Raw genomic sequence first — 23,987 nt, forward strand, 5'->3', positions numbered from 1 at the left:
CGGTTCCGGTGGTTTTAAGCGCAAATGATCCCGCGCGACGGGGTAAACTACTCAGCATTCTCCGGGTTTACCCGCCCGACGCCGTTTTCTTATCTGCCGTTTCTTTTCCATTACCGCCTCAGGAAACCCCCGTCATGTTTGACCGCAACCTCACCTTGTCCAAGGCTGACCCGGACGTTTGGGCCGCCATCCAGAAGGAAGACCAGCGCCAAGAGCAGCACATCGAGCTGATCGCTTCGGAGAACTACGCCAGCCCCGCCGTCATGGAAGCGCAGGGCACGCAGCTCACGAACAAGTACGCCGAAGGCTACCCGGGCAAGCGCTACTACGGCGGTTGCGAATACGTGGACGTGGTCGAACAGCTGGCCATCGACCGCCTGAAGCAGATCTTTGGCGCCGAAGCCGCCAACGTGCAGCCCAACTCGGGTTCGCAGGCAAACCAGGGCGTGTACATGGCGGTCCTCAAGCCGGGCGACACCGTGCTGGGCATGAGCCTGGCCGAAGGCGGCCACCTGACGCACGGCGCGTCGGTCAACGCCTCGGGCAAGCTGTACAACTTCATCTCCTATGGCCTGGACGAAAACGAAGTCCTGAACTACGACCAGGTCGAGCAGCTGGCCAAGGAACACAAGCCCAAGCTGATCGTGGCTGGCGCGTCGGCCTACGCCCTGCACATCGATTTCGAACGCATGGCCCGCATCGCCCGTGAAAACGGCGCGCTGTTCATGGTCGACATCGCCCACTACGCCGGCCTGGTTGCTGGCGGCGCCTACCCCAACCCGGTCCCGCACGCCGACTTCGTCACCTCGACCACGCACAAGTCGCTGCGCGGCCCGCGCGGTGGCGTCATCATGATGAAGGCCGAGCACGAGAAGATCATCAACTCGGCGATTTTCCCCGGCATCCAGGGCGGTCCGCTGATGCATGTCATCGCCGGCAAGGCCGTGGCCTTCAAGGAAGCGCTGGAGCCCGGCTTCAAGGACTACGCGCAGCAAGTCGTCAAGAACGCCAAGGTGCTGGCCGACACGCTGGTCAAGCGTGGCCTGCGTATCGTGTCGGGCCGTACCGAGAGCCACGTCATGCTGGTGGACCTGCGTTCCAAGGGCATCACGGGCAAGGAAGCCGAAGCGGTGCTGGGCCAGGCCCACATCACGGTCAACAAGAACGCCATCCCCAACGATCCGGAAAAGCCCTTCGTGACCAGCGGCATCCGCCTGGGTACGCCGGCCATGACGACCCGCGGCTTCACCGAAGCCGATGCCGAGCTGACGGCCAACCTGATCGCCGACGTGCTGGACAACCCGCGCGACGAAGCCAACATCGCCGCCGTGCGCGCCAAGGTCAATGAATTGACCTCGCGCCTGCCGGTTTACGGCAAGAAGTAAGCGGGCGACCCGGGCGCGGCCATGCCGCGAACGGGAATCGGGCAAAGGGACGGTTTCGCAAGACGCCGTCCCTTGTTCTTTTTGGGCATGCAGGCGGCGTCCTGCCTGGCAATCGGCCAGGCGGCCGCGGCAGGGCAGTCGTCCGAATTGACGCTTTGCATCATGCCCGTCGTTACAATATGCTCAATTATTGCCACCAGCGCCTTTAGGGATCACACATGCGGTGTCCATTTTGCGGCAATGCCGAAACGCAGGTTGTCGACAGCCGGGTCTCCGAAGAGGGCGACGCCATCCGCCGTCGCCGCCGCTGCCTGTCCTGTGACAAGCGGTTCACCACCTACGAACGGGTGGAGCTTGCCATGCCGTCGATCGTCAAGCGCAATGGCAGCCGCAGCGAATACGATCCCGTCAAGCTGCGCGCAAGCCTGAGCCTTGCGCTGCGCAAACGCCCCGTCAGCACGGAGGACGTGGATGCCGCCGTCGCCCGGATCGAAGAGCAATTGCTGGCCAGCGGACAGCGCGAGGTGCCGTCCGAACATATCGGCGAGCTCGTCATGAACGAGCTGCGCAAGCTGGACAAGGTGGCCTACGTGCGTTTCGCCTCGGTCTACAAAAGCTTCGAGGACATCGGTGAATTCGTCGAAGCCATCCGCGAGATGCAGGGCCCGCTGCTGCCGGGCAAGTTGCGCAAGGACTAGCCGGGCGCCCCGCGCATCAGGCTGGGCGTCAGCGGCTGGAATTTGCGCCAGACGCGGCGCATGTGCTGCGCCGATCCAAATCCCGACTTCTCCGCCACGCGTTCCAGGTCCAGCCGGGTGTCGCGCAGCAGGTCGCGAGCCAGCGCCACGCGGATCTGATATAGGTAATCCATCGGCGTGCACCCCGCGTGCTCGCGGAACAGGCGCGTCAGGTGCCGCGCACTGGTGTGCGCCTGGTCCGCCAGCGACTGGGCCGACCAGGGGGCGGCGGGATCGCGGATGACGGCATCCTGCACCCGGTGCACGCCCGGATGCATATGGCTGCGATGGTCCAGCCACGGCGACAGGGCCGAGTCCGAGCCGGCGCGGCGCTGGTAGACAACCATGTCGCGCGCCGCCTCGCTGGCCACGCGCGGGCCGCAGTGGCGCGCCACCATGTGCAGCGCCAGATCGATCCCCGCCGTGATGCCCGCGCTGCTGACGAGGTTTCCGTCCTCGACGAAGATGCGGTTGTCCAGTAGGCGGGCGGTGGGATCGAGAGCGGCAAGCTCGTCCAGGCAGGTGTGGTGGGTGGTGCATTCGCGCTGCCGCGTCAGCCCCGCCGCGGCCGCGAACAGCGCGCCCGCGCAGACCGTCATCAAGGTGAAGCCGTCGGCCGGATGCCGGGCAGCCAGCCACGCCACGATGGCGCGCGCGTCCTCATCGTCCAGGCGCGTGTGCTTGCCCACCACGCCCGAGACGATGACCAGCGCGTTTGCCGGCAGCACGGCCGGCAGGGGCTGCAAGCGCGCCAGGTGCAGGCCGGGAATGCCGCTTTCGACGTCGCGGGAGGGGCTGCAGAAATGCTGGGTGAACGTGCCCGGGCACAGTTTGTTGGCCACACGGAAGGCCTCCGCCGGACCGGCGAGGTCCAGGAGGACGATGCCGCGCGGCACCACGAAGTACACCGGAACCATCTGCGCCTCCCGCCTGCGGGTTACACGGCCAGCGCGTCGGCGGCGCGGACGATGCGGGCAAAGCGGCCTTGCAGCACCAGCTCGGTCCGGTCGCGGATCTCGGCCGGCGTGTAGGTCCTGCCCGACGGGCTTTGCATCGCGAAGGTCAGCGTGGCGTCAGTCGGAAAGACCACCTTGAAGCCGGCATCGCTGGCATGGCGCGACGTGGTTTCGCAGCATTGTTCGGTGCGGATACCAGCCACGATGATGCCTTCGATGCCGTGCTTGAGCAGCCAGTCGTGCAACGAGGCGCCGGTTTCATCCTTCGCGTAGAGCGACGAGTGGACCGTCTTGTGGAACACCGCAGTCGGGGCGATGCGCAGTTCCTTCAACGTCTTGACGTGTCCGGAGGCGAGCGAAAAGGGGTTCGCGGGATCATCGGACGGGCTGGTGTGAAACACCTGCAGCACTGGAATGTCCTGGGCCTGGGCGCCATCGATCAGGGCCTGAAGCTGCGAAATGAACGCCGGATACTCCGATTCGTCCCAAAACGGACGTTGGCGGAAAGAGTCTTGTACGTCGATAACGATAAGTGCCTGTTTCATTTCCGGGCCTCCTGGCCATGGATTCAAGGGGTACGGCTGTATTTTTACTCTGAACCGGCTCGGCGGCGAGCGCGATCCGAGACTACGTACGGCCCAAAACGGACATCCGCTTCTTGGCGCGGCGACACGGGGGCAAAGACGGGCGGGACGGCGCCGGCGGACATACAATCGCCGGCATGGACATTTCCCGCGACTCCGACGACCTTTTCTGGATGCGACGCGCGCTGACGCTGGCGCAGACCGTCATGACGACCACCGCGCCCAACCCCCGGGTCGGTTGCGTCATCGTGCGCGACGGCCGCGTGCTGGGCGAGGGCGCGACGCAGCCGCCAGGCGGCCCGCATGCCGAAATCTGCGCGCTGCGCGACGCGCAGTCGCGTGGCGAGTCGGTGGCAGGTTCCACGTTGTACGTCACGCTGGAGCCCTGCAGCCATTTCGGCCGCACGCCGCCTTGCGTGGATGCGGTGCTGGCCGCTCGGCCGGCGCGCGTGGTGGTCGCGATGGGCGATCCGAATCCGCTGGTGAATGGGCAGGGGCTGGCGCGCCTGCGCGACGCCGGCATCGCGGTGACGACGGGCGTATGCCGCGAAGAGGCGCTGGCTGTGAACGCCGGCTTCATCTCGCGCATGAGCCGCGGCCTGCCGTGGGTGTGGATGAAGATGGCGGCGTCGCTGGACGGCCGCAGCGCGCTGCATAACGGCATGTCGCAATGGATCACCGGCCCCGAGGCGCGCGCCGACGGGCACCGCTGGCGCGCGCGCAGTTGTGTCGTCCTGACGGGCATGGGCACAGTGCTCAAGGACGATCCCCAATTGAACGTGCGCGACGTCCAGACGCCGCGCCAGCCGCGCAAGGCCGTCGTGGACGGCCGTTTCGAGATCCCCGAAACCGCGCGGTTGTTCGACGGCGCGCAGGTCATCGTGTTCACCGCGCGCGAGGACGCCGCAAAGGCCGCGCGCCTGGCGGACAAGAACGCGCGTGTCGTGTGCTTGCCCGGGACGGAACCGGGCCGTGTCGATCTGCCCGCGATGATGCGCTGGATGGCTGCCGAGCAGTTCAACGAGGTTCACGTCGAGGCCGGCGCGGGCCTGAGCGGCGCGCTGGTTTCCGCTGGCTGCGTCGACGAACTGCTGCTGTATCTGGCGCCGGTGCTGCTGGGCGACGCGGCGGGCATGGTGCGCCTGCCAATGCTGGAACATCTGGACGCCGCGAGGCGTTATGAATTCACCGATGCCGTGCGCGTGGGTGCGGATCTATGCGTTCGCGCGCGTGTCGCCGGCACGTGGCGCCAATTGATGGAAAGCGTGGCGCTGCCCGCGCTGTCGTAGCAAAACCGCTGCTAGCACTCCGGGCGTTCGGCTGCCAATCCTCGTAGAGCCGCGCGCTGCCTGCGTCTCGGCGGCGCGGGGCTGCCGATGCGACGTGCCGTATTGCATGACCGGCATCGGCATGCGCGGCGTCAATCGTGTTTCGCGTGATTACGCGCACGCGCAATTCGCACAAAATGAATTGCCACGAGACGGTCACAGGCTTAGCATAAGACGCATGACTTGGCGCTACGCGCTCACGGACACCCCGCACAGCCGCCGCGCGCCCTCGTCACCACGGATTCCCGTGCCGCGAATCGGCGCAGTACAACACCGACCGGCACGACACTGAACGAAGACGCAAAGCGCCGTTCAGCACGTTCGCTGCGATCGCATGGCGGACGCTTCGGGTTTATCCCCGGCTCATAAGAATCCATTGGATATCGCTCATTCCGTCATTTCATTGCCGAGCATTTCATGTGCGGCTGCGTCGGGCACGCTATATGCGGCTCTATGCTGAAAACGACTGAGCGAACTTGCTCACCAACGTTGCAATCCCTGACGGAACTTGTATCCGAGGGGTGCAGCCTAAACAGAAAGGGTCCGATCGTGCTTATGGTTGATGTGTGGCGAAAGCAACATAACGACCTGCCGAAAACGCCGACAGCGAAGTTGTTTAGTAATTCGCAGGCGCTGATGCACAATGGGCATGTAGGGACGTATTGAATTTTTCGCGTGTTGTAGGAGGTTTCCGTGCAAAACATCGTCGAAGGCTTCAAGTCGCAGTATGCAAGAGAGCAGGAATCGGAGCTCTCGCTCGAGGAGTATCTGAACCTCGCCAAGCGCGATCCCATGGCCTACGCCAGCCCCGCTGAGCGCATGTTGGCCGCGATCGGCGAACCTGAGATCGTGGATACGCGCAACGACCCACGTCTTTCCCGTTTGTTTTCCAACCGGACCATCCGACGCTATCCGGCGTTCCAGGAGTTCTACGGCATGGAGGACGTGATCGGACAGATCGTCGCGTTCTTCAAGCACGCCGCGCAGGGACTGGAGGAGCGCAAGCAAATCCTCTATCTGCTCGGGCCCGTGGGCGGCGGCAAGTCGTCCATCGCGGAACGGCTCAAGGCGTTGATGGAAAGTTTTCCGATCTACGCCCTGAAGGGATCGCCGGTCAACGAATCGCCGCTCGGATTGTTTCATCCCGAACGGTTCGGCGACATGCTCGAAAAGGAATACGGCATTCCGAAGCGCTACCTGACCGGCATCATGTCGCCGTGGGCAGTCAAGCGCCTGAAGGAATTCGACGGCGACATCTCGAAGTTCCGCGTCGTGCGCCTGAACCCTTCGGTGCTGCGCCAGATTGCCATCGCCAAGACCGAGCCGGGTGACGAGAACAACCAGGACATTTCGTCGCTGGTGGGCAAGGTGGATATCCGCAAGCTCGATCGCCATTCGCAGGACGACCCCGACGCCTACAGTTACTCGGGCGGGTTGTGCCTGGCGAACCAGGGGCTGCTCGAGTTCGTGGAAATGTTCAAGGCGCCGATCAAGATGCTGCATCCGCTGTTGACGGCCACCCAGGAAGGCAACTTCAAGGGCACGGAAGGCTTCTCGGCCATCCCGTTCAACGGCACGATCCTGGCGCACTCGAACGAATCCGAGTGGCAGACCTTCCGCAACAACAAGCACAACGAGGCGTTCCTTGACCGTATCTATATCGTCAAGGTGCCTTACTGCCTGCAGGTTTCTGAAGAGGTCCGCATCTACGAGAAGCTGCTGCATCACAGCTCGCTGTCCGAAGCGCCGTGCGCGCCCGGAACGCTGGACATGATGGCGCAGTTCTCGGTGCTGACGCGCCTGAAGGAGCCCGAGAATTCCAGCATCTATTCCAAGCTGCGGGTCTACGACGGCGAAAGCCTGAAGGATGTCGATCCAAAAGCCAAGGCGCTGCAGGAATACAAGGACTACGCGGGCACCGACGAAGGCATGACCGGGGTCTCAACGCGTTTCGCGTACAAGATCCTGTCCAGCGTCTTCAATTACGACCAGACCGAAGTGGCCGCCAATCCGGTGCACCTGATGTACGTGCTGGAGCAACGCATCGGCCGCGAAGACTATCCCGACGAGATCCGCCGGCGCTACCTGGAGTTCATCAAGGGCTTCCTCGCGCCGCGCTATGCGGAGTTCATCGGCAAGGAGATCCAGACCGCCTACCTGGAGTCCTACTCCGAGTACGGCCAGAACATCTTCGACCGCTACGTGACGTTTGCCGACTGCTGGATCCAGGACGAGGAATTCCGCGATCCTGAAACCGGCGAAAGCTTCGACCGCAGCGCGCTGAACGATGAGCTGGAAAAGATCGAGAAGCCGGCGGGCATCGCCAATCCGAAGGACTTCCGTAACGAGATCGTGAACTTCGTGCTGCGGGCGCGCGCCAACAACAGCGGCCGCAATCCGAACTGGACCAGCTATGAAAAGCTGCGCGAAGTGATCGAGAAGAAGATGTTCTCGAACACGGAAGACCTGCTGCCGGTGATTTCGTTCAACGCCAAGGCCTCGGCCGAGGACAAGTCGAAACACCAGAGCTTCGTCGACCGGATGGTGGAGAAGGGCTACACGGAAAAGCAGGTCAGGCTGCTGTGCGAGTGGTATCTCCGTGTGAGGAAGTCTTCCTGAGCGAGGTGAATCATGAATTCACTGATCGATCGCCGTCTTAACGGTCGCAACAAGAGCGCCGTTAACCGGGAGCGCTTTCTTCGGCGTTACAAGGATCAGATCCGCAAGGCGGTGCACGGGATGATCCGTGACCGCTCGATCCAGGATATGGATCAAGGCGGTGAGATCAACCTGCCCGCCCGCGATATCTCCGAGCCGACGTTCCGGCACGGCGCGGGCGGCGACCGCGAGATGGTGCATCCGGGCAATCGCGAATTCGCCAAGGGCGACACCTTCGACCGGCCGCAGGGCGGGCAGGGCGAAGGCGGGTCCGAGCCGGGTGAAGGCGAGTCGGTGGACCAGTTCACCTTCAGCCTGTCGCGCGCCGAATTCCTGAACCTCTTTTTCGAGGATCTGGAATTGCCGCACCTGGCGCGCAACCAGCTTGGCGAGGTCAGCCAGAAGAAGTGGCAGCGCGCCGGCTACACGACCACGGGCTCGCCCAGCACGCTCAGCATCAGCCGCACGCTGAAGTCGTCGCTGGCGCGGCGCGTGTCGCTCGGTGTGAAGGCGCGCGCCGACCTCGAAGACGCGGAAAAAGCGCTGGAAGAGGCCAAGGCGGCGGGCGCGCCCGCGGCACGCGTGCGCGAACTGGAACAGGACGTCGAGGACTGCCGTGAGCGCCTGGCGCGTGTGCCGTTCCTGGACGACCTGGACCTGCGCTATCGCAATCGCGTGTCGGTCGCCATCCCCATGGCGCGCGCCGTCATGTTCTGCCTGATGGACGTGTCCGGCTCCATGGACGAGGGCAAGAAGGATCTCGCCAAGCGCTTCTTCACGCTGCTTTATCTCTTCCTGTCGCGCAAGTACGAACACGTCGACCTGGTTTTCATCCGTCATACCGACAACGCCGAGGAAGTCGACGAACACACCTTCTTCTACGACCCCAAGAGCGGCGGCACGATCGTGCTGTCGGCGCTGGAGTTGATGCGCGAGATCCTGGAAAAGCGCTACCCGCCGGCCGCATGGAATGTCTATGCGGCGCAGGCCAGCGACGGCGACTCGTTTGGCGCCGACGCGGGCAAGAGCGCGCGATTCCTGGCTGAGCATCTGCTGCCCTCGACGCGCTACTTCGCCTACATTGAAATTCCCGACTCGCAAGAGGCTCGCAAGAGCAGCCTGTGGGCCGAGTACGAACAGAAACTGGAACCGCATTTCGTCATGCGGCGCATCTGCGACCGCGGCGAGATCTTTCCCGTGTTCCACGACCTGTTCAAGAAGGAGACCGCATGAACGCCAACATGGGTGCTCTCGCGGAGCCGGGGTCGGGCGGTGCCGCCGTGCCGATCTCGCAGGGTTCCGAATGGACGTTCGAACTGATCCAGACCTATGACGACGCGATCTCGCAGATCGCCCGCGAATATGGCCTGGACACCTATCCGAACCAGATCGAGGTCATCACCTCGGAACAGATGCTGGATGCCTACGCATCGGCGGGCTTGCCCATCGGCTATCCCCACTGGTCCTACGGCAAGGAATTCATCCGCAACGAGCAGTTCTACCGCCGCGGCATGCAAGGGCTGGCGTACGAAATCGTCATCAATTCCAACCCGTGCATCTCGTACCTCATGGAAGAGAATTCCATGCCGATGCAGGCGCTCGTGATTGCGCACGCCTGCTACGGGCACAATTCCTTCTTCAAGGGCAACTACCTGTTCCGGCAATGGACGGACGCCGATGGCGTGCTGGACTACCTGGTCTTCGCGCGCAAATACGTGATGGACTGCGAAGACCGCTACGGCATCGACGCCGTGGAGTCGCTGCTGGACTCCTGCCATGCGCTGTCGCATCACGGGGTGGACCGCTACAAGCGGCCCGCGCCGGTCTCGTACAAGGAAGAGGCGACCCGCCAGGCCGAGCGCGAAGAACACGCGCGCCTGCAATACAACGACCTGTGGCGCACGCTGCCGCGGATCGAGGCGGACAAGGACACCCGCGTTGCGGCAACCGTGTTTCCGCCCGAGCCCGAGGAAAACCTGCTGTACTTCATCGAGAAGTACTCGCCCAAGCTGGCGCCGTGGCAGAAGGAACTGGTGCGCATCGTGCGCAAGGTCGCGCAGTATTTCTATCCGCAGACCCAGACCAAGGTCATGAACGAAGGCTGGGCTACGTTCTGGCACTACACCATCCTGAACCGCCTGCATGACAAGGGGCTGGTGAACGATGGCTTCATGATGGAGTTCCTGCAAAGTCACACTAACGTCGTCAGCCAGCGCGGCTTTGACGAGCGCGGCTATGGCGGCATCAACCCCTATGCGCTGGGCTTTGCGATGATGTCGGACATCCGCCGCATCTGCGAAGCGCCCACGCCCGAGGATCGCCGGTGGTTCCCGGACATTGCGGGCGGCGACTGGCTGAAGACGCTGGACTTCGCCATGCGCAACTTCAAGGACGAATCCTTCATCTCGCAGTACCTGTCCCCGCGGCTGATCCGCGAGTTCCGCTTCTTCGCCATCTCGGACCATCAGGCCAACCCCAAGCTGGAAGTGGCCGCGATCCACGACGACGAGGGCTACCGCGACATTCGCCGCCTGCTTGCCGCACAGCACAACCGCGACAACCAGGTGCCCGACATCCAGGTCATCCGCTTCAACCGCGACACCGACCGCTCGCTGGTGCTGCGCCACCTGAAAAGCCGCGGCCGGCCGCTGGCGGGCGAAGACGCCGAACAGGTCATGAAGCACCTGGCCCGCCTGTGGGGATTCCGCGTCCGGCTGGAAGAGACCGAACCGGACGGCACGATCAGCTCCTACCGGGAGCAGGACCCGCCGGCGTCGAAGTAATGCCGCTGGCAGGGGAAGGGACGCGCGTAGTGCGTCCCTTTTTGTTTGGCCGCTTGCTGTGTAGCCGCGCATTCTGCTAGAATCGCGGATTCGCATTTTCAGCGGCGCCTTTTAGCAGCACCAAAAGGCCCCTGAAGATGCAGTAGGACAGGTGGCCGAGCGGTTGAAGGCGCACGCCTGGAAAGCGTGTATACGTCAAAAGCGTATCGGGGGTTCGAATCCCCCTCTGTCCGCCAAGAATACCGGCAAGGCCTCACCGGCCAGCCAATAAAAGCCCCGATTTCCCAGAAATCGGGGCTTTTTGCATTTCCGGGAATCGTTACGGTACGCTCGTGCCATGACTTTCGACCCGCCGATTCGATCATCCGCGCCTCGCCTGGATCTCTACAGCCTGCAGGTCTTTGTGGCCGTGGTCGAAGAGGGCAGTATTGCGGCGGCCGCCACGCGTGAGCACATTGCGCCTTCGGCGCTGAGCAAGCGGTTGTCGGAGCTGGAGCGCATCCTGGATGTGGCGCTGATCACGCGGCACGCGCGAGGGGTGGAAGCGACGGGCGCGGGTCACGCGTTGGCGCGGCATGCGCGGGCGCTGCTGCATCAGGCGCGCGGCCTGACGGACGAGATCCGGGACTTTTCGTCGGGCGTGCGCGGGCACGTGCGCATTGCGGCCAACCTGTCGTCCATCACGCAGTTTCTGCCGGAAGATCTGCAGCGCTTTCTGGCGCTGCATCCCGGTGTGCAGATCGATCTTGAGGAAAACGTCAGTTCGGCGGTGACGCGCGCGGTGCAGGAGAACGTGAGCGATATCGGCATCTATACCCAGACCGACGACGACAGCGGGCTGCAGAGTTTTCCGTACCGGCGCGATGTGATGACGCTGGTGGTCAACCGGTCTCATCCGCTTGCCGCGCGCGAGCGCGTGGCGTTTGCCGACACGTTGGAATACGACCATGTCGGCATGCACCGGGGCAGCGCCGCGAACTACCTGTTCACGCGCGAGGCGGCGGCCATCAATCGGACGGTGCGGCTGCGGTTCCAGGTCACCTCGTACGATGCGCTGGTGTCGATGGTGAGCCGGGAGCTGGGCATCGGCATCGTGCCCGTGGAGGCGCTATCCCTCTTCGATTGCGGCGATCTTAGGATTATCCCTTTGACGGACGCATGGGCGCGGCGCCAGCTCAAATTGTGCGTGCGCAGCAATGAACCCCTGTCCGGCGCAGCCCGGCTGCTGATGGAACACCTGCTGCAAGAGGCCGCCGCCTCGGGCGATTGACGCCGGGCCCGCCGCATTCGGCCGGGTATGTTGCGCAGCAAAATCCGGACGGCCAACTCACGCGCCGCCGCGCGCAGCCATCGCGAATGGCGATGCCCCGCTGAAGATTCGCGATTTGTGCCGGGGCGGATGACCTCGGAAGATGACTCATCAAGCCCATGGACCGCCCGCCGCGCGGGCGCGAGGAGACAGAAGTGAGCCTTCCAAGCCGAGTGCAGATCGTGGAGGTGGGACTGCGGGACGGACTGCAAAGCGAGCCCGAGTTTGTGCCCACCGACACCAAGGCTGCCATCCTGAATGAATTGATCGCCGCCGGCGTGCGCCACATCGAGGCGACCTCGTTCGTGTCGCCCCGTGCCGTGCCGCAGATGCGAGACGCCGCGGAATTGCTGGCGCTGGCGGACAAGCAGCCTGGCGTGGTGTTGAGCGCGCTGGCGCCGAACCCGCGCGGCGTGGAACGCGCGCTGGCATCGCGTGCCGATGAAGTCGTGGTGTTCCTGTCGGCTAGCGAAAGCCACAACAGAAAGAACCTGAACCGGTCCGTGGAGCAATCGCTGCGCGATATCGAGGACGTGGCGGCGCTGTTAAAGGGCCATCCCATGCGGCGCAAGGGCGCCATCGCGGTGGCCTTCGGTTGTCCATTCGAAGGCGATATCGATATCGCCACGTTGAAGACCATCGTGGCCGAGTTTGCCCGCCTGGATTTCGACGCCGTCACGCTGGGCGACACGACGGGCATGGCGACGCCGCGGCTGGTTCGCAAGACGGTCGACGCGCTGCGTGCCGCGTTTCCAGCCATGGATTTTTCCCTGCACTTTCACAACACGCGCGGCCTCGGGCTGGTGAATGTGGTCGAGGGGCTGCACGCGGGCATTACGTCCTTTGAATCGTCGCTGGGCGGCTTGGGCGGCTGCCCGTTCGCGCCTGGGGCGACGGGAAATGTCTGCACCGAAGACACGGTCAATCTGCTGCACGAGATGGACATCGAGACGGGCATTGACCTGGCGGCGCTGATCCAGGCGTCGCGGCATCTTGAACAGGTGATGAAGCGCCCGTTGTCCGGCCAGGTGATGAAGGCCGGGCCGCGTCTTGCCTTGCACGATTACGACGGCGCCGTGGCCGCCGTCGGCTGATTTCCGCAACCCTGGATTCACAAGAACCCATGCCTTTATCCGGATTCCGCATTCTGGACCTGACCCGCATCATCTCGGGCCCGTTCTGCACCTCACTTCTCGCCGACATGGGCGCAGAGGTCATCAAGATCGAGACGCCTGGCGAAGGCGACCCGGTGCGCGCCCAGGGCGTGATACGCGATGGCCTGAGCTGGTACTTCGCCAACTACAACCGCAACAAGAAATCCGTCACGCTCGACCTGTACAGCGAGGAAGGCAAGGCCGTGCTGCGGCGCCTGATCGCCGAATGCGATGTGATCGTCGAGAACTACCGCCCGGGCGTCATGCAGAAGATGGGCCTGGGCGACGAGGCGCTCAAGGCGCTCAAGCCCGACATCATTCATTGCAGCATCAACGGCTTTGGCACGACGGGGCCTTATCGCGACCGGCCGGCCTTCGATTTCATCGCGCAGGCGATGAGCGGGTTCATGAGCCTGAATGGCGCGGAAAGCCAGCCGCCCATGCGCGCGGGCCCGCCCATCAGCGATCTGGTGGCCGGCATGAATGGCGCGCTGGGCATCGTGGCGGCGCTGCTGCGCCGCGAGCGCACCGGCCAGGGCGACAGCGTCAGCGTGAGCCTCCTGGGCAGCATGATCGGCCTCTTGAGCTTTCAGGCGTCGAACTATTTTGCCGACGGCCGGCTGCCGGCGCGCACGGGCAACGATCACGGCATCGCGTCGCCCTACGGGCTGTTCGAGACGGCCGACGGGCAGGTCGCCATCGCGCCCAGCAACGACGTCGTTTATCACAAGCTGCTGGACGCGCTGGAGCTGTCCGAGCTGCGCGCCGACCCGCGCTTTGCGACGAACGCGGATCGCATGCGCAACCGTGGCGCGATCACCGAGGCCATCCAGACGCGCACGCGTCAGCACACCAGCGCCCACTGGATCGAACGGCTGAACCGGTTCGGCGTGCCATGCGGCCAGGTGCTGAACCTGCAGGAAGTGTTCGAGGATCCCCAGGTGCAGGACCAGCGCATGGCGATCGACGTTCCGCATGGCGGCCACGGCGATGTGCGTATGCTGGGTTTCCCGATCAAGTTTGCGCAGGCTGAAGCCCGGCCCGTGCAACCGGCGCCCGCGCTGGGCGCCGATACCCGCGATGTGCTGCTGCAGTTCGGTTTTGCGCAGGACGACATTCTTGGATTGCAGGAACGCGGCGTCATCTGAACGCGCCGCGGCAGGACCACCAAGGCGACACCGCCTGCCTATAAAGCAATAACGACGGAGACACATCACATGCTACGCAACCTTCTGCTTTCAGCTTGCGTGCTGGGCGTCGCGGCAGGCGCCCACGCCCAGGAGTCCTACCCGAATCAGCCCATCCGCATCATCGTGCCGTTCACCCCAGGCGGCGGCACGGACTTCCTGTCCCGCACGGTGGCCGCCAAGCTGGGCGAGACCACCAAATGGAACGTGGTGGCCGAGAACCGGCCGGGCGCGGGCGGCACCATCGGCATCGGCGCGGCCGCGCGCGCCAAGCCGGACGGCTACGAGATCGTCATGGGGCAGGTCGACAACCTGGCGGTAGCGCCTTCCATCTACAGCAAGCTTTCATACGACCCGGTCAAGGACTTTGCGCCGATCGGCATCGTGGGCGAAGCGCCGCTGGTCATTGTGGCCGGCAAGTCCAGCCCCTATCAGACCTTGCAGGCGCTGATTGAAGCGGCCCGCAAGGCGCCCGGCGCAGTCAACTACGGGTCGCCCGGCGCCGGCACCATCACGCACCTGGCTGCCGAACTGCTTCAGCAGCGGGCGGACATCAAGCTCGTGCATGTGCCGTACAAGGGGTCGGGGCCGGCCATGGCGGACCTGCTGGGCGGACAGGTGCCGGTGATCTTCACGTCGATCCCGTCGGCAGCGCCGCAGCTCAAGGCCGGCAGCGCCGTCGCGCTGGCCGTGACCTCGCCGCAGCGCAGCCCGGTTCTGCCCGACGTGCCGACGGTGGCGGAACTGGGTTATCCGAACTTCGACGTGCGGGTCTGGTATGGCTTGCTGGCGCCGGCCAAGACGCCCAAGCCCATCATCCAGACGCTGAATACGGAACTGAACAAGGTGCTGGCGTTGCCGGCGATGCAGGAAGCCTTGGCCGCTCAGGGCGCGCAGGCCATGCCCACGACGCCGGAGCAGTTCGCCGCGACCATCAAGCAGGACTACCAGAAGTGGAAGCCTGTGATCGAGGGCGCGAAAGTCAAGCTGGATTGAGCACGATCGGCGACACGTCCAGCACATACATCTGGCGTTCGCCTTCGTGCACGGAGTCGATGCAGACCTGGGTGCCGTCGCGGCTCCAGCGCGGATGCAGGTCGCAGCGGTTTTCCTTGGACAGGTTCGGGTCGGCATAGAAGCTTCCCAGCGCATGCCGGCCGCCCGTTTCCATGTCGTACAGGAACAGGATGCGCTTGTGCGTGGCGCTGTCCGGATAGGTGTCGCTGAGCAGCCAGCGTGTGTCGGCCGGTGAAAACGTCATGTGGCCGTTCTCGGTCAGCACGCCGTCGCCCACGACCTGCACGTGGCCGTCCGGGGCGTCTTCATACAGGTGGTAGTGGATGCTGCCGGCATGCGGGCCCCAGACGATGATCGAGGTGTCGTCGCGCCACAGCGGGTGCGAGATCTGGTATTCGGACTTCTCGTAGTCGAAGGTGCCCACCGCGTTCGGGTCGAAGTCGTCGGCCAGTTGCGGCAGCGGGTGGTCGGAGCATTCCAGGAGGCGCATGTCGCTGCCGTCCGCGTTCATGGTGATGAGGCGATGCAGGAAGCACGTTTCATCCGCGACGCGTTCGGTCCAGCGGTGCAGGAACAGGATGCGCGTGGACGAGGGATTGACCTCTATGTGGCTGACCCAGTGGATGGCCCGGTCCATCGACTCGCGCGGATGGAAGTTGCGCAGGTCGGCGTAGCTGACCAGCAGGCGGTGAGCGCCGGTCTCCAGGTCCATCGCGCGAATGCCGTCATCGGCAGGTGCGAGGGCGACGGGGCCGGGGGCATGTTCGCTGTAGCCGATCGTCTGGTGGGTGATGTAGAGCCGGCGGTAGTCCACGCACAGCGCATAGCGGCTGTTGGGCGCGGCCACGTAGATCGGCAGGGGCAGCACGCGGGTCTGGCCGGTGGCGATGTCGTGGATGGCGCTACGAAAGCCGGGATAGAGGCCGCTGTCGTCCGCGCTGCGGCAGTTGTAGATCAGCTGCGGGCTGGGGGCGCCGTCCAGCCATTGCAACTGGCAGCCCATCTGCCAGTTCCATGCGGTGGTCTCGCCCACCGCGTGATAGCGGTCGCCGTCTTGCAGGTCGAAGTAGCCGACTTCTGCGCGCAATTCGGGCGTCAGGACGGCATCGGCGAAGGCGGTGCGGTTGGCAAGCAGATAGCGCCAGTCGCGGTGCCAGACGGTCTTGTTGTAGTAACCGAAGAAATGGTGGTGCGGCGCGTCGTTCAGACGGCGGCAGGCGATGGGCGTGGCAAACATGCGATTCATGGGTTCAACCCGCGGTGATGTGTTCGGTTTCGATGACCTTGTTCCAGCGGGCGCGCTCGCGTTCGACGAAGTCGCGCGCCGCTGCGGGCGAGTTGCCGACCGGGGTCATGCCCAGGCGTTCCAGGCCGCTGCGAAACGCGGGATCGGCATAGATCCGCTTCAGGTCGGCGCTGATCTTCTCGATCAGCGCATCGGGCACGTCTTTGCTGGCGGCCAGCGTGGTCCATGACGTGACGGTCAGGCCTGGCAGGCCGGCTTCGGCGGCGGTCGGCACGTCGGGCAGAGCGGGCGAGCGGCTGGCGCCCGTGATCGCAAGCGCCTTGAGCTTGTTGGCCTGGATGTAGCCGATGGTGGTGGGCACGTTCTCGAACAATAACTGGATCTGGCCGCCCAGCAGGTCGTTGGTTGCCGCCGAACTGCCGCGATACGGGATGTGCACGATGGGGGCCTGCGCCGACATCTTGTAGAGCTCGCCGACCATGTGCACGGACGATCCGACACCTGCCGAGCCGAAATGCAGGGTGTCGGGCTGTGCCTTGGCCAGCGCGGTGAGCTCGGCCAGGCTGTTGGCCTGCAACGCCGGATTGGCGACCACGACGTGGGGCATCTCCGCCACGATGGTGATCAGCTTCAGGTCCTTGGCGGGCTGGTAGTTCAGCGCCTTGTACACGCCATAGGTCGCGTGCAGGCCAATGGAGCCGAGCAGCAGCGTATAGCCGTCCGGCCCGGAATCCGCCACGAACTTGCCGCCGATGTGGCCGCCGGCGCCTGGACGGTTCTCCACGACCACCGATTGCCCATACAGCTTGCTCAGGTGTTCGGCCAGCAGGCGGCCCTGGATATCGGAACTGCCGCCCGCCGTGAAGGGCACGATGATGCGCACGGGGCGGTCGGGATAGTTGGCCTGGGCCTGCGCGGTGAGCGGCAAGGCGGCACTTGCGAGCGTCAGGCACAGGGCCTGCAGGAGGCGGCGGCGATTCATGGTCATTTCCCCAAACAGTGGATGCGTGGCGGGCACATCTGACGGCGCCCTGGAAAAGCCAGTGTAGGAGCCGCCTAGTATTTGAAAAAATTCTTTTTTGCACATAGGCTATGCAGAATTGCCATACTCTGTGACGCCATGAGCCGACCGCTGAATTTCCGCCAGATCGAAGCCTTCCATGCGGTGATGCTGGCGGGCACCACCACCGGCGCGGCCCAGATGCTGCGCACCACCCAACCTTCGGTCAGCCGGCTGCTGGCGCAGACCCAGCAGGCCACCGGGCTGCGCCTGTTCGACATGGAGCGCGGGCGGCTGCGGCCCACGCGCGAGGCGAAGGATCTCTTCGACACGGTGCAGCGTCATTTCGTGGGCTTGGAACGAATCGAGGATCGGGTCGCGGCCATGCGCCGCAGCGGCAGCGGCGTGCTGCGCCTGGCGTGCACGCCAGCGCTGGGCCTGGGCATGTTGCCCGGCGCGGTGGAGGAATTCGCGCAGCGCTATCCGGATGTCCACATCAACATGCAGACGGTCGGCAGCCAATACTTGCGCGAAGGGCTGCTGCATGGAACCTACGACGTGGTCGTGACCACCGCGCCGCTGGAGGGGACGCAACTCGATTTGCGCACCCTGCACGAAAGCGCCGCCGTGTGTGTGATGCGGCCGGATCACCCGCTGGCCGCGCAGGCGAGCGTCGGCATCATGGATCTGCATGCGCGGCGGCTGCTGGTGCTCAATGCGGACGACGACGTGTACCTGCAGCTTCGCGGTGCGATGCAGGAACACCGGGTCCAGCCTGCGTCCGAAATCGAAACCACCTATTCGTCGACGATCTGCGCGCTGGCCGCGGCGGGCAGCGGACTGGGCATCGTCAATCCGTACATTGCCGGCGTGTTTGCCGGCCAGTTGGCCATCCGGCCGTTCACGCCGCGCCTGCCGGTGCGCGTCAGCATGGCCTACCCGACGCAGACGGCGCCATCGCTGGTGACGGAAGCGTTCGTGGAGATTCTGGCGGGCCGGTGCAGGGGTTTGCCCCAACCGTAATTAAAACCGCCGGCTGGATGCCGGCGGTGGTCGGGTGACGGCTGCGCGTCAGGGCTTGGGCGTGTCGTACGACGTATCCAGCACGTCGTCTTCCGGCGTGATGACGCCGGGCTCGCCGGGTTCGGCAATGGCGCGTCCGCGCCGCGGCATGCCGGCCACGACCTTGCTTTCATCGGGCATGGGCAGGGTTTCGGTGCCCTTGCGCGGGTCGGTGTGAGGCTTTTGTTCGTCAGCGGCCTTGGACGCGGCGTTCGGATCGGGAGAGGTTTTCAACATGGCGATTGCTCCGACTGCGCGCATGCCAGGATGGCGATGCGCCTGGACATGGACCTATCTTAGAACCGCCGCCGCGGGCAGGCTGCGTTCTGGATGTCACGATTGCAAGGGGCTGTTGCAGGACAACGGCCCCCAAACTTGCCACACTGCATCCTTATAATCCTCACCTTCCCGCCGCCTTGCGCGCGCCGACCCCGACACCTCCTTTTCCTCGCCTGCCTTGACCGAATCCGTCGAACGCTCCGTTCATGCTGAACTCGTTGCCGTGCTGGTGGCCGTCACCCACGGCGAGCCGCGCGTGCTGACCACGGACGATGCGCGCGCGTTGCCGGCGGGACCGTTCGAGCTGTCGCATCGCTCGCTGCAGGCCGGTTTGCGCGACTGGGTGGAAGCGCAGACGCACCATCCGCTGGGCTATGTCGAGCAGCTTTATACGTTCGCGGACGGCGACCGCTCCGATGAGTCGGGCGGGCGCGTGATCTCGGTCAGCTATCTGGGCCTGACGCGCGAGGCGGGCGAAACGGGCGTCGCGCAGGTCGGATGGCAGGACTGGTATCGCTATTTTCCGTGGGAGGACCGGCGCGCCGGCACCCCCGCGCTGGTGGACGAGGTGATCGTGCCGCGGCTGTCGGCCTGGTGCGAAGACAGTGCGGATGCCTCGGTCCGCGCGCGCCGCCATCAACGTGCAGCCATTACGTTCGGCCTGGACGGCGCCGCGTGGAACGAAGACATGGTGCTGCAACGCTACGAACTGCTGTTCGAAGCCGGGCTGGTGCCCGAGGCGGCACGGCGCGCCGGGGGCCAGGCCGCAGCGCCGGGGCAGCCGATGCGTCACGACCACCGGCGCATCCTGGCCACCGGCATCGCGCGCTTGCGCGCCAAGATCAAGTACCGGCCCGTGGTGTTCGAGCTGATGCCGGACGAATTCACGCTGCTGCAGTTGCAGATGGCGGTCGAGGCGCTGGCGGGGCGGGGTCTGCACAAGCAGAACTTTCGCCGCTTCATTGAGCAGCAGGACTTGGTGGAAGAGACCGGCGCGATGGCGACCGGGACGGCCGGGCGGCCTGCCAAGCTTTTCCGGTTCCGGCGGGATGTCCTGCTGGAGCGCGCCATTGCAGGCAGCAAGCTGCCCGTCTCGCGTGTCGTTTGACGCTTGACAAGGCTTATACTCATATTTAGCATAAGTGTTGCGCAAATCTCGCGCGCCTTTTTTTACGCTACAAATACTCAAAATGAGCATTAAAGCCGCTGTGCCCGCCGCCGCTGATCGCCTGCCCGTTCCGCCCTTGCCGGACGTCATGCTGGAGCCGCTTGTGCGCGCGGCGCTGCTGGAAGACCTGGGCCGCGCTGGCGACCTGACCACCGACGCCATCGTGCCGGCCGACGCCACCGCCGAAACGCGGCTGGTGGCGCGGCAGGAGGGCGTGCTGGCGGGGCTGGATCTGGCCCGCCTGGCGTTCCGGCTGATGGATCCCAGTCTTGCGTTCACGGTGTCTCACCGCGACGGCACTGATCTGGCGCCGGGGATGGAGATCGCACGCATTCAGGGCAATGCCCGCGCGATGCTCAGCGCGGAGCGGGTCGCGCTCAATTTCTTGTGCCATCTGAGCGGCGTGGCGACCGCCACAGCGTCGATTGCGCGCGCGATTGCGGGTTACGGCGCGCGCGTCACGTGCACGCGCAAGACCATGCCGGGACTGCGGGCGGTGCAGAAATACGCCGTGCGCGTGGGGGGCGGCAGCAATCACCGTCACGGGCTGGACGATGCGGTGTTGATCAAGGACAACCACATCGCGCTGGCCGGCAGCGTGGCGACGGCCGTCGAGCGCGCACGCGCCGGCGTCGGCCACATGGTCAAGATCGAACTGGAGGTCGACACGCTGGAGCAGCTTGAGGTCGCGCTGGCGCTGGGCGTGGACGTGGTGCTGCTGGACAACATGAGCCTGGACGACCTGCGCCGCGCCGTCGCCATGGCGCGGGGCCGCGCCATCACCGAGGCCTCGGGCCGCATCACGCCCGACACCGCGGCGGCCGTGGCCGCCACCGGCGTGGACCAGATTGCCGTGGGCTGGCTGACGCACAGCGCCAAGGTGCTCGACATCGGTCTGGACGCCTGAACTTTTATCGGCCCGCAAAATGAAACGCCTGCTGCTTTCGTCGCTCTCGCTGCTGACCCTGACCCTGAATGCCTGCGGCAATCCGCCGTCGGGCGAAGCGCCGGCAGACGCATCGTATCCATCGCATCCGATCACGATCGTCGTGACGTTTCCGCCGGGCGGCGGCACCGACCTGCTTGCGCGCCGGCTCGGCGCCAGCCTGCAGGAGTCGCTGGGGCAGCCGGTCGTGGTGGAAAACCGGCCGGGCGCAAGCGGGAATATTGGCGCGCGCATCGTGGCCGAAGCGCCGCCCGACGGCTACACGCTGCTGATGGTGAATAGTTCGTTTGCGATCAACCCCGGTGTCTACCGCAACCTGGGCTTCTCGCCGAAGCGGGATTTTGCGGCGGTCATCAACGTGGCCTTCGTGCCTTCGGTGTTCGTCGTGCCGGCCGCCTCGCCCCTGGGCAACCTGGACGACGTGATCGCTGCCGCCGTGCCGGACAAGCCGCTGCCCTTTGCCACATGCGGCAACGGCACGCCGCAACATCTGGCGGGCGAGCTGCTCTCGCGCAAGACGGGCGCGGTGATGCAGCAGGTGCCGTACAAGGGCTGCGGCCCGGCGCTCACGGACGTGACGGCGGGCCAGGTGGGCCTGGGGGTGGTGACGGCATCCAGCGCGGCGCCGCTCATTGCGGCCGGCAAGCTGCGCGCGCTGGCCGTGACCTCGCCGGCGCGTTCGCCGCTGATGCCCACGGTGCCGACGGTAGCCGAGCAGGGCGTGTCCGGCTACGCGCTGGATCAGTGGCATGGCCTCTTGACCCCGGCGGCCACGCCGCCCGCAGTGGTCGACAAGCTGAATGCCGCGGTGGTGAAGATCGTGCGGCGGCCGGACGTGCAGGCCGCGCTGCGCGAACAGGGCTTCACGCCTGCGAGCAGCACGCCGGATGAATTCCAGCGGATGATCGGCGCGGATATCGACCGCTACACGGCGCTGACCGAGGCGATCGGGCTACGGGCGGATTGAGCTGCAACGCCGGCTACAAAGCCGGCGGCGTCGGTCAGGCTGCGGCCTTGGCGTGCTGCTCCAGCTGTTCCTTCAGACCCGGTTCCAGCTTGAGCTGGCGCGCCAGTTCGTCCAGGTAGGCTCGCTCCATGAAGCTTTCCTCGTCCACGACGAGCAGGCTGGCCAAATACATCTCGGCCGCCATTTCTGGCGTCTTGGCCGACTGGGCGATCACGCTGGGATCCAGGGGGCGCGACAGTTCGGCCTCCAGCCAGCGGCGGTCCTGGGCGTCGGACGACAGCTTGGCCAGTTCCGTTTCCAGCAGGGATTTTTCCTCGGGGCCGATGTGGCCGTCGGCCTTGGCGGCGCCGATCATGGCGGTGAGGACCGCATTGCTGTGCTGTTCGGCTTCCGGGGCCGGCAGGCGGTCCAGCGTCTGCGGCGGCGCGGTGGGCGCGCCAGCCTGCTTGCGCTGCCAGTCGCCGTAGGCGCGATAGGCCAGCGCGCCCAGCGCGGCCATGCCGCCGTACATGGCGACCTTGCCGCCGATCTTGCGGGCCTTCTTGCTGCCCATCAAGAGGCCGAGGGCGCCTGCCCCCAGGGCGCCGCCGCCAATGCCCGAAAGCAGGGACGAGCCCTTGCCGCCCGTGGCGTTCTGCACGCGGTTCGTGGTGTCGGAAAGCAGCCCTTGTCCGGACTGCAACAGTTGATCGAGTAATTGCCGGGCGCTCATGCGGCCTCCTGTGAATCTGACGGTCAGGGATATCGGACCGTGGGCGCGGCAGGAAGTTCAGCTTTCCGTCAGGGGGTCATCCGGCCCCGCAAGGGTTCAGCAAGTGCTAAAACCGTCCTGAAGCCGGCCATTCGGCAGTCCCGGCAATCCCAACCAGGAGAATCGACCCATGAGCATCCGCGTGCGCCAGAATGCGCCCCAGTCCCTGCAGTTCACCGCGACGGCCGAAGGCCATGACCTGCCGTTGGACATGCCCAAGCCGCAGGGGGAGGGGCCGGATCCGCATGATTACTTCGATACGGCGCTGGGCGGCTGCAAGGCGATGACCCTGATGGTCTACGCGCAGCGCAAGGAGCTGCCGCTGGAATCGGTGGGGGTGGAAGTGGTGCGCGATGCCAGCGAGGAACGCCGCGGCATCTATCGGCTGACCGCCAAGCTGACGCTGCACGGCGAGCTGTCCGATGCGCAGATCGACGAATTGCTGGCGGTGGCCGAGAAGTGCCCGATCCACAAGCTGATGACGGCGGTGGACGTGCAGGTGTCCACGCTGATCGTGCGGCCGGACTGAGAAACTGCGGAGCAGGCGGCGGGGCCGCCTGTGCAAGGCGGGGCGCCGCGCCCCGCCCAGGGAAGTCTTACTCTTCCATGCCCGGGACGATGGTCGAGAAACCGCCGTCCACGTGGGTGATCTCGCCGGTCACGCCGGCAGCCAGATCCGACAGCATGAAGGCCGCGACATTGCCGACGTCTTCGATGGTGATATTGCGGCGCAGCGGAGCCTGGTTTTCGACGAACTTCAGGATGGCCGAGAAGTCCTTGATGCCGCTGGCGGCCAGGGTCTTGATCGGGCCGGCGGAGATGCCGTTGGCGCGGATGCCGCGCGGGCCCAGCGCCGAGGCCAGGTAGCGCACGCTGGCTTCGAGCGACGCCTTGGCCAGGCCCATCGTGTTGTAGTTCGGGACCACGCGCTCGGCGCCCAGGTAGGTCAGCGTCAGCACCGAGCCGTTGCGGCCTTCCATGAGGGGCAGGGCGGCCTTGGCCATGGCGGCGAAGCTGTAGGCCGAGATGTCGTGCGCGATGCGAAAGCCTTCGCGCGACAGACCATCCAGGAAATTGCCGGCGATGGCTTCGCGAGGCGCAAAACCGATCGAATGGACCAGGCCGTCCAGGCCGTCCCAGTGCTGGGCCAGTTCAGCAAAGGCGCCGTCGATCTGGCTGTCTTCGGCCACGTCGCAGGGCAGCACGATGTTGCTGTTGAATTCGGCGGCAAACTCGCTCACGCGGTCCTTGAAGCGGTCGCCGACGTAAGTGAACGCCAGTTCGGCGCCTTGCTGATGACAGGCGCGCGCGATGCCGTAGGCGATGGAACGATTAGAAAGCACCCCGGTGACCAGGATGCGTTTGCCGGCAAGAAAGCCCATAGATGTGTCCTTTGATTTTTTCCCTTCTGGAGACCGCCTATTTTAGGGAATTTGGCGGACCAGCGGGCGAGCGGCGCGGCCCCCGTGC

General features: G+C 65.1%; 22 protein-coding genes and 1 tRNA gene. 16 read left to right on the top strand and 7 right to left on the bottom strand.

Annotated elements, in window-relative coordinates; genetic code table 11:
- Positions 1–134 precede the first annotated feature (134 nt).
- Together glyA and nrdR are read left to right on the top strand one after the other, a co-directional pair.
- A complete protein-coding gene (gene glyA, locus H4P35_RS02955; RefSeq protein ID WP_056327844.1) occupies positions 135–1,385 on the top strand; it encodes a serine hydroxymethyltransferase in 1,251 nt (416 codons plus the stop codon).
- A gap of 218 nt (positions 1,386–1,603) precedes the next feature.
- Entirely contained in the window at positions 1,604–2,083 is a 480-nt protein-coding gene (nrdR, locus tag H4P35_RS02960; protein ID WP_056327845.1) for a transcriptional regulator NrdR, read from the top strand.
- Here the strand turns inward: nrdR and H4P35_RS02965 are convergent.
- Positions 2,080–3,039 (bottom strand): GlxA family transcriptional regulator, encoded by a 960-nt coding sequence (locus H4P35_RS02965; protein WP_226848018.1) that lies wholly within the window; start codon positions 3,037–3,039, stop codon positions 2,080–2,082. The genes nrdR and H4P35_RS02965 overlap by 4 nt on opposite strands.
- A 20-nt stretch (positions 3,040–3,059) precedes the next feature.
- Positions 3,060–3,623, bottom strand: a complete 564-nt coding sequence (locus H4P35_RS02970; RefSeq protein ID WP_226848020.1) for a cysteine hydrolase family protein — start codon at positions 3,621–3,623, stop codon at positions 3,060–3,062.
- 212 nt (positions 3,624–3,835) lie between these two features.
- Between H4P35_RS02970 and ribD the strand changes: the two genes are divergently transcribed.
- From ribD to H4P35_RS03015, 9 genes are all read left to right on the top strand, one after another.
- Positions 3,836–4,951 (top strand): bifunctional diaminohydroxyphosphoribosylaminopyrimidine deaminase/5-amino-6-(5-phosphoribosylamino)uracil reductase RibD, encoded by a 1,116-nt coding sequence (gene ribD, locus H4P35_RS02975; RefSeq protein ID WP_370638970.1) that lies wholly within the window; start codon positions 3,836–3,838, stop codon positions 4,949–4,951.
- 741 nt (positions 4,952–5,692) lie between these two features.
- Complete coding sequence (locus H4P35_RS02980) at positions 5,693–7,609, top strand: PrkA family serine protein kinase (protein WP_370458365.1); 1,917 nt, start codon at positions 5,693–5,695, stop codon at positions 7,607–7,609.
- Between the two features lie 12 nt (positions 7,610–7,621).
- The gene (locus H4P35_RS02985; protein ID WP_063951964.1) at positions 7,622–8,881 is read left to right on the top strand and encodes a YeaH/YhbH family protein; all 1,260 of its coding nucleotides are present in this window, start codon (positions 7,622–7,624) and stop codon (positions 8,879–8,881) included.
- Positions 8,878–10,431 carry a SpoVR family protein gene (locus tag H4P35_RS02990; RefSeq protein WP_175157337.1) on the top strand — a complete coding sequence of 518 codons (1,554 nt, stop codon included), beginning with the start codon at positions 8,878–8,880 and terminating at the stop codon, positions 10,429–10,431. The genes H4P35_RS02985 and H4P35_RS02990 overlap by 4 nt, the downstream gene beginning before the upstream one ends.
- 145 nt (positions 10,432–10,576) lie before the next feature.
- Positions 10,577–10,667 (top strand) — tRNA-Ser (locus H4P35_RS02995).
- A gap of 101 nt (positions 10,668–10,768) precedes the next feature.
- Positions 10,769–11,701: a LysR family transcriptional regulator gene (locus H4P35_RS03000; RefSeq protein ID WP_226848024.1), complete on the top strand. Its 933-nt coding sequence runs from the start codon at positions 10,769–10,771 to the stop codon at positions 11,699–11,701.
- A 194-nt stretch (positions 11,702–11,895) separates the two neighbouring features.
- Positions 11,896–12,834 carry a hydroxymethylglutaryl-CoA lyase gene (locus H4P35_RS03005; protein ID WP_226848026.1) on the top strand — a complete coding sequence of 313 codons (939 nt, stop codon included), beginning with the start codon at positions 11,896–11,898 and terminating at the stop codon, positions 12,832–12,834.
- Between the two features lie 29 nt (positions 12,835–12,863).
- Positions 12,864–14,042 carry a CaiB/BaiF CoA-transferase family protein gene (locus H4P35_RS03010; protein WP_180100349.1) on the top strand — a complete coding sequence of 393 codons (1,179 nt, stop codon included), beginning with the start codon at positions 12,864–12,866 and terminating at the stop codon, positions 14,040–14,042.
- Between the two features lie 69 nt (positions 14,043–14,111).
- Positions 14,112–15,077: a tripartite tricarboxylate transporter substrate binding protein gene (locus H4P35_RS03015; protein WP_152383351.1), complete on the top strand. Its 966-nt coding sequence runs from the start codon at positions 14,112–14,114 to the stop codon at positions 15,075–15,077.
- Here the strand turns inward: H4P35_RS03015 and H4P35_RS03020 are convergent.
- Positions 15,064–16,344 (bottom strand): hypothetical protein, encoded by a 1,281-nt coding sequence (locus H4P35_RS03020; RefSeq protein ID WP_226848028.1) that lies wholly within the window; start codon positions 16,342–16,344, stop codon positions 15,064–15,066. The genes H4P35_RS03015 and H4P35_RS03020 overlap by 14 nt on opposite strands.
- Before the next feature lie 4 nt (positions 16,345–16,348).
- Complete coding sequence (locus H4P35_RS03025; protein WP_226848030.1) at positions 16,349–17,326, bottom strand: tripartite tricarboxylate transporter substrate binding protein; 978 nt, start codon at positions 17,324–17,326, stop codon at positions 16,349–16,351.
- Positions 17,327–17,464: 138 nt separating this feature from the next.
- Between H4P35_RS03025 and H4P35_RS03030 the strand changes: the two genes are divergently transcribed.
- Entirely contained in the window at positions 17,465–18,367 is a 903-nt protein-coding gene (locus H4P35_RS03030; RefSeq protein ID WP_152383354.1) for a LysR substrate-binding domain-containing protein, read from the top strand.
- 48 nt (positions 18,368–18,415) lie between these two features.
- On the opposite strand, the gene H4P35_RS03035 is transcribed toward H4P35_RS03030, so the two are convergent.
- On the bottom strand, positions 18,416–18,643 hold the full coding sequence (locus H4P35_RS03035; RefSeq protein ID WP_056327865.1) for a hypothetical protein: 228 nt from the start codon (positions 18,641–18,643) through the stop codon (positions 18,416–18,418).
- A gap of 220 nt (positions 18,644–18,863) precedes the next feature.
- Here H4P35_RS03035 and H4P35_RS03040 point away from each other — a divergent pair, with 220 nt between their 5' ends.
- The 3 genes from H4P35_RS03040 (at position 18,864) to H4P35_RS03050 (ending at position 21,766) form a co-directional block, all read left to right on the top strand.
- On the top strand, positions 18,864–19,793 hold the full coding sequence (locus H4P35_RS03040; RefSeq protein ID WP_226848032.1) for a hypothetical protein: 930 nt from the start codon (positions 18,864–18,866) through the stop codon (positions 19,791–19,793).
- An 82-nt stretch (positions 19,794–19,875) separates the two neighbouring features.
- Positions 19,876–20,760: a carboxylating nicotinate-nucleotide diphosphorylase gene (gene nadC, locus H4P35_RS03045; protein WP_062838512.1), complete on the top strand. Its 885-nt coding sequence runs from the start codon at positions 19,876–19,878 to the stop codon at positions 20,758–20,760.
- Positions 20,761–20,779: 19 nt separating this feature from the next.
- Positions 20,780–21,766, top strand: coding sequence for a tripartite tricarboxylate transporter substrate binding protein (locus H4P35_RS03050; protein ID WP_226848034.1), 987 nt, complete (start codon positions 20,780–20,782; stop codon positions 21,764–21,766).
- Between the two features lie 34 nt (positions 21,767–21,800).
- Here the strand turns inward: H4P35_RS03050 and H4P35_RS03055 are convergent, their stop codons facing one another.
- Positions 21,801–22,478 carry a tellurite resistance TerB family protein gene (locus tag H4P35_RS03055; RefSeq protein ID WP_226848036.1) on the bottom strand — a complete coding sequence of 226 codons (678 nt, stop codon included), beginning with the start codon at positions 22,476–22,478 and terminating at the stop codon, positions 21,801–21,803.
- Positions 22,479–22,647: 169 nt separating this feature from the next.
- Between H4P35_RS03055 and H4P35_RS03060 the strand changes: the two genes are divergently transcribed.
- A complete protein-coding gene (locus H4P35_RS03060) occupies positions 22,648–23,046 on the top strand; it encodes an OsmC family protein (protein ID WP_226848038.1) in 399 nt (132 codons plus the stop codon).
- Positions 23,047–23,113: 67 nt separating this feature from the next.
- On the opposite strand, the gene fabI is transcribed toward H4P35_RS03060, so the two are convergent.
- Positions 23,114–23,899, bottom strand: coding sequence for an enoyl-ACP reductase FabI (gene fabI, locus H4P35_RS03065; protein WP_062838515.1), 786 nt, complete (start codon positions 23,897–23,899; stop codon positions 23,114–23,116).
- Between the last annotated feature and the right edge of the window lie 88 nt (positions 23,900–23,987).

The sequence above is a fragment of the Achromobacter sp. 77 genome, from assembly GCF_020541125.1.
Taxonomy (GTDB): Bacteria; Pseudomonadota; Gammaproteobacteria; order Burkholderiales; family Burkholderiaceae_B; genus Achromobacter; species Achromobacter mucicolens.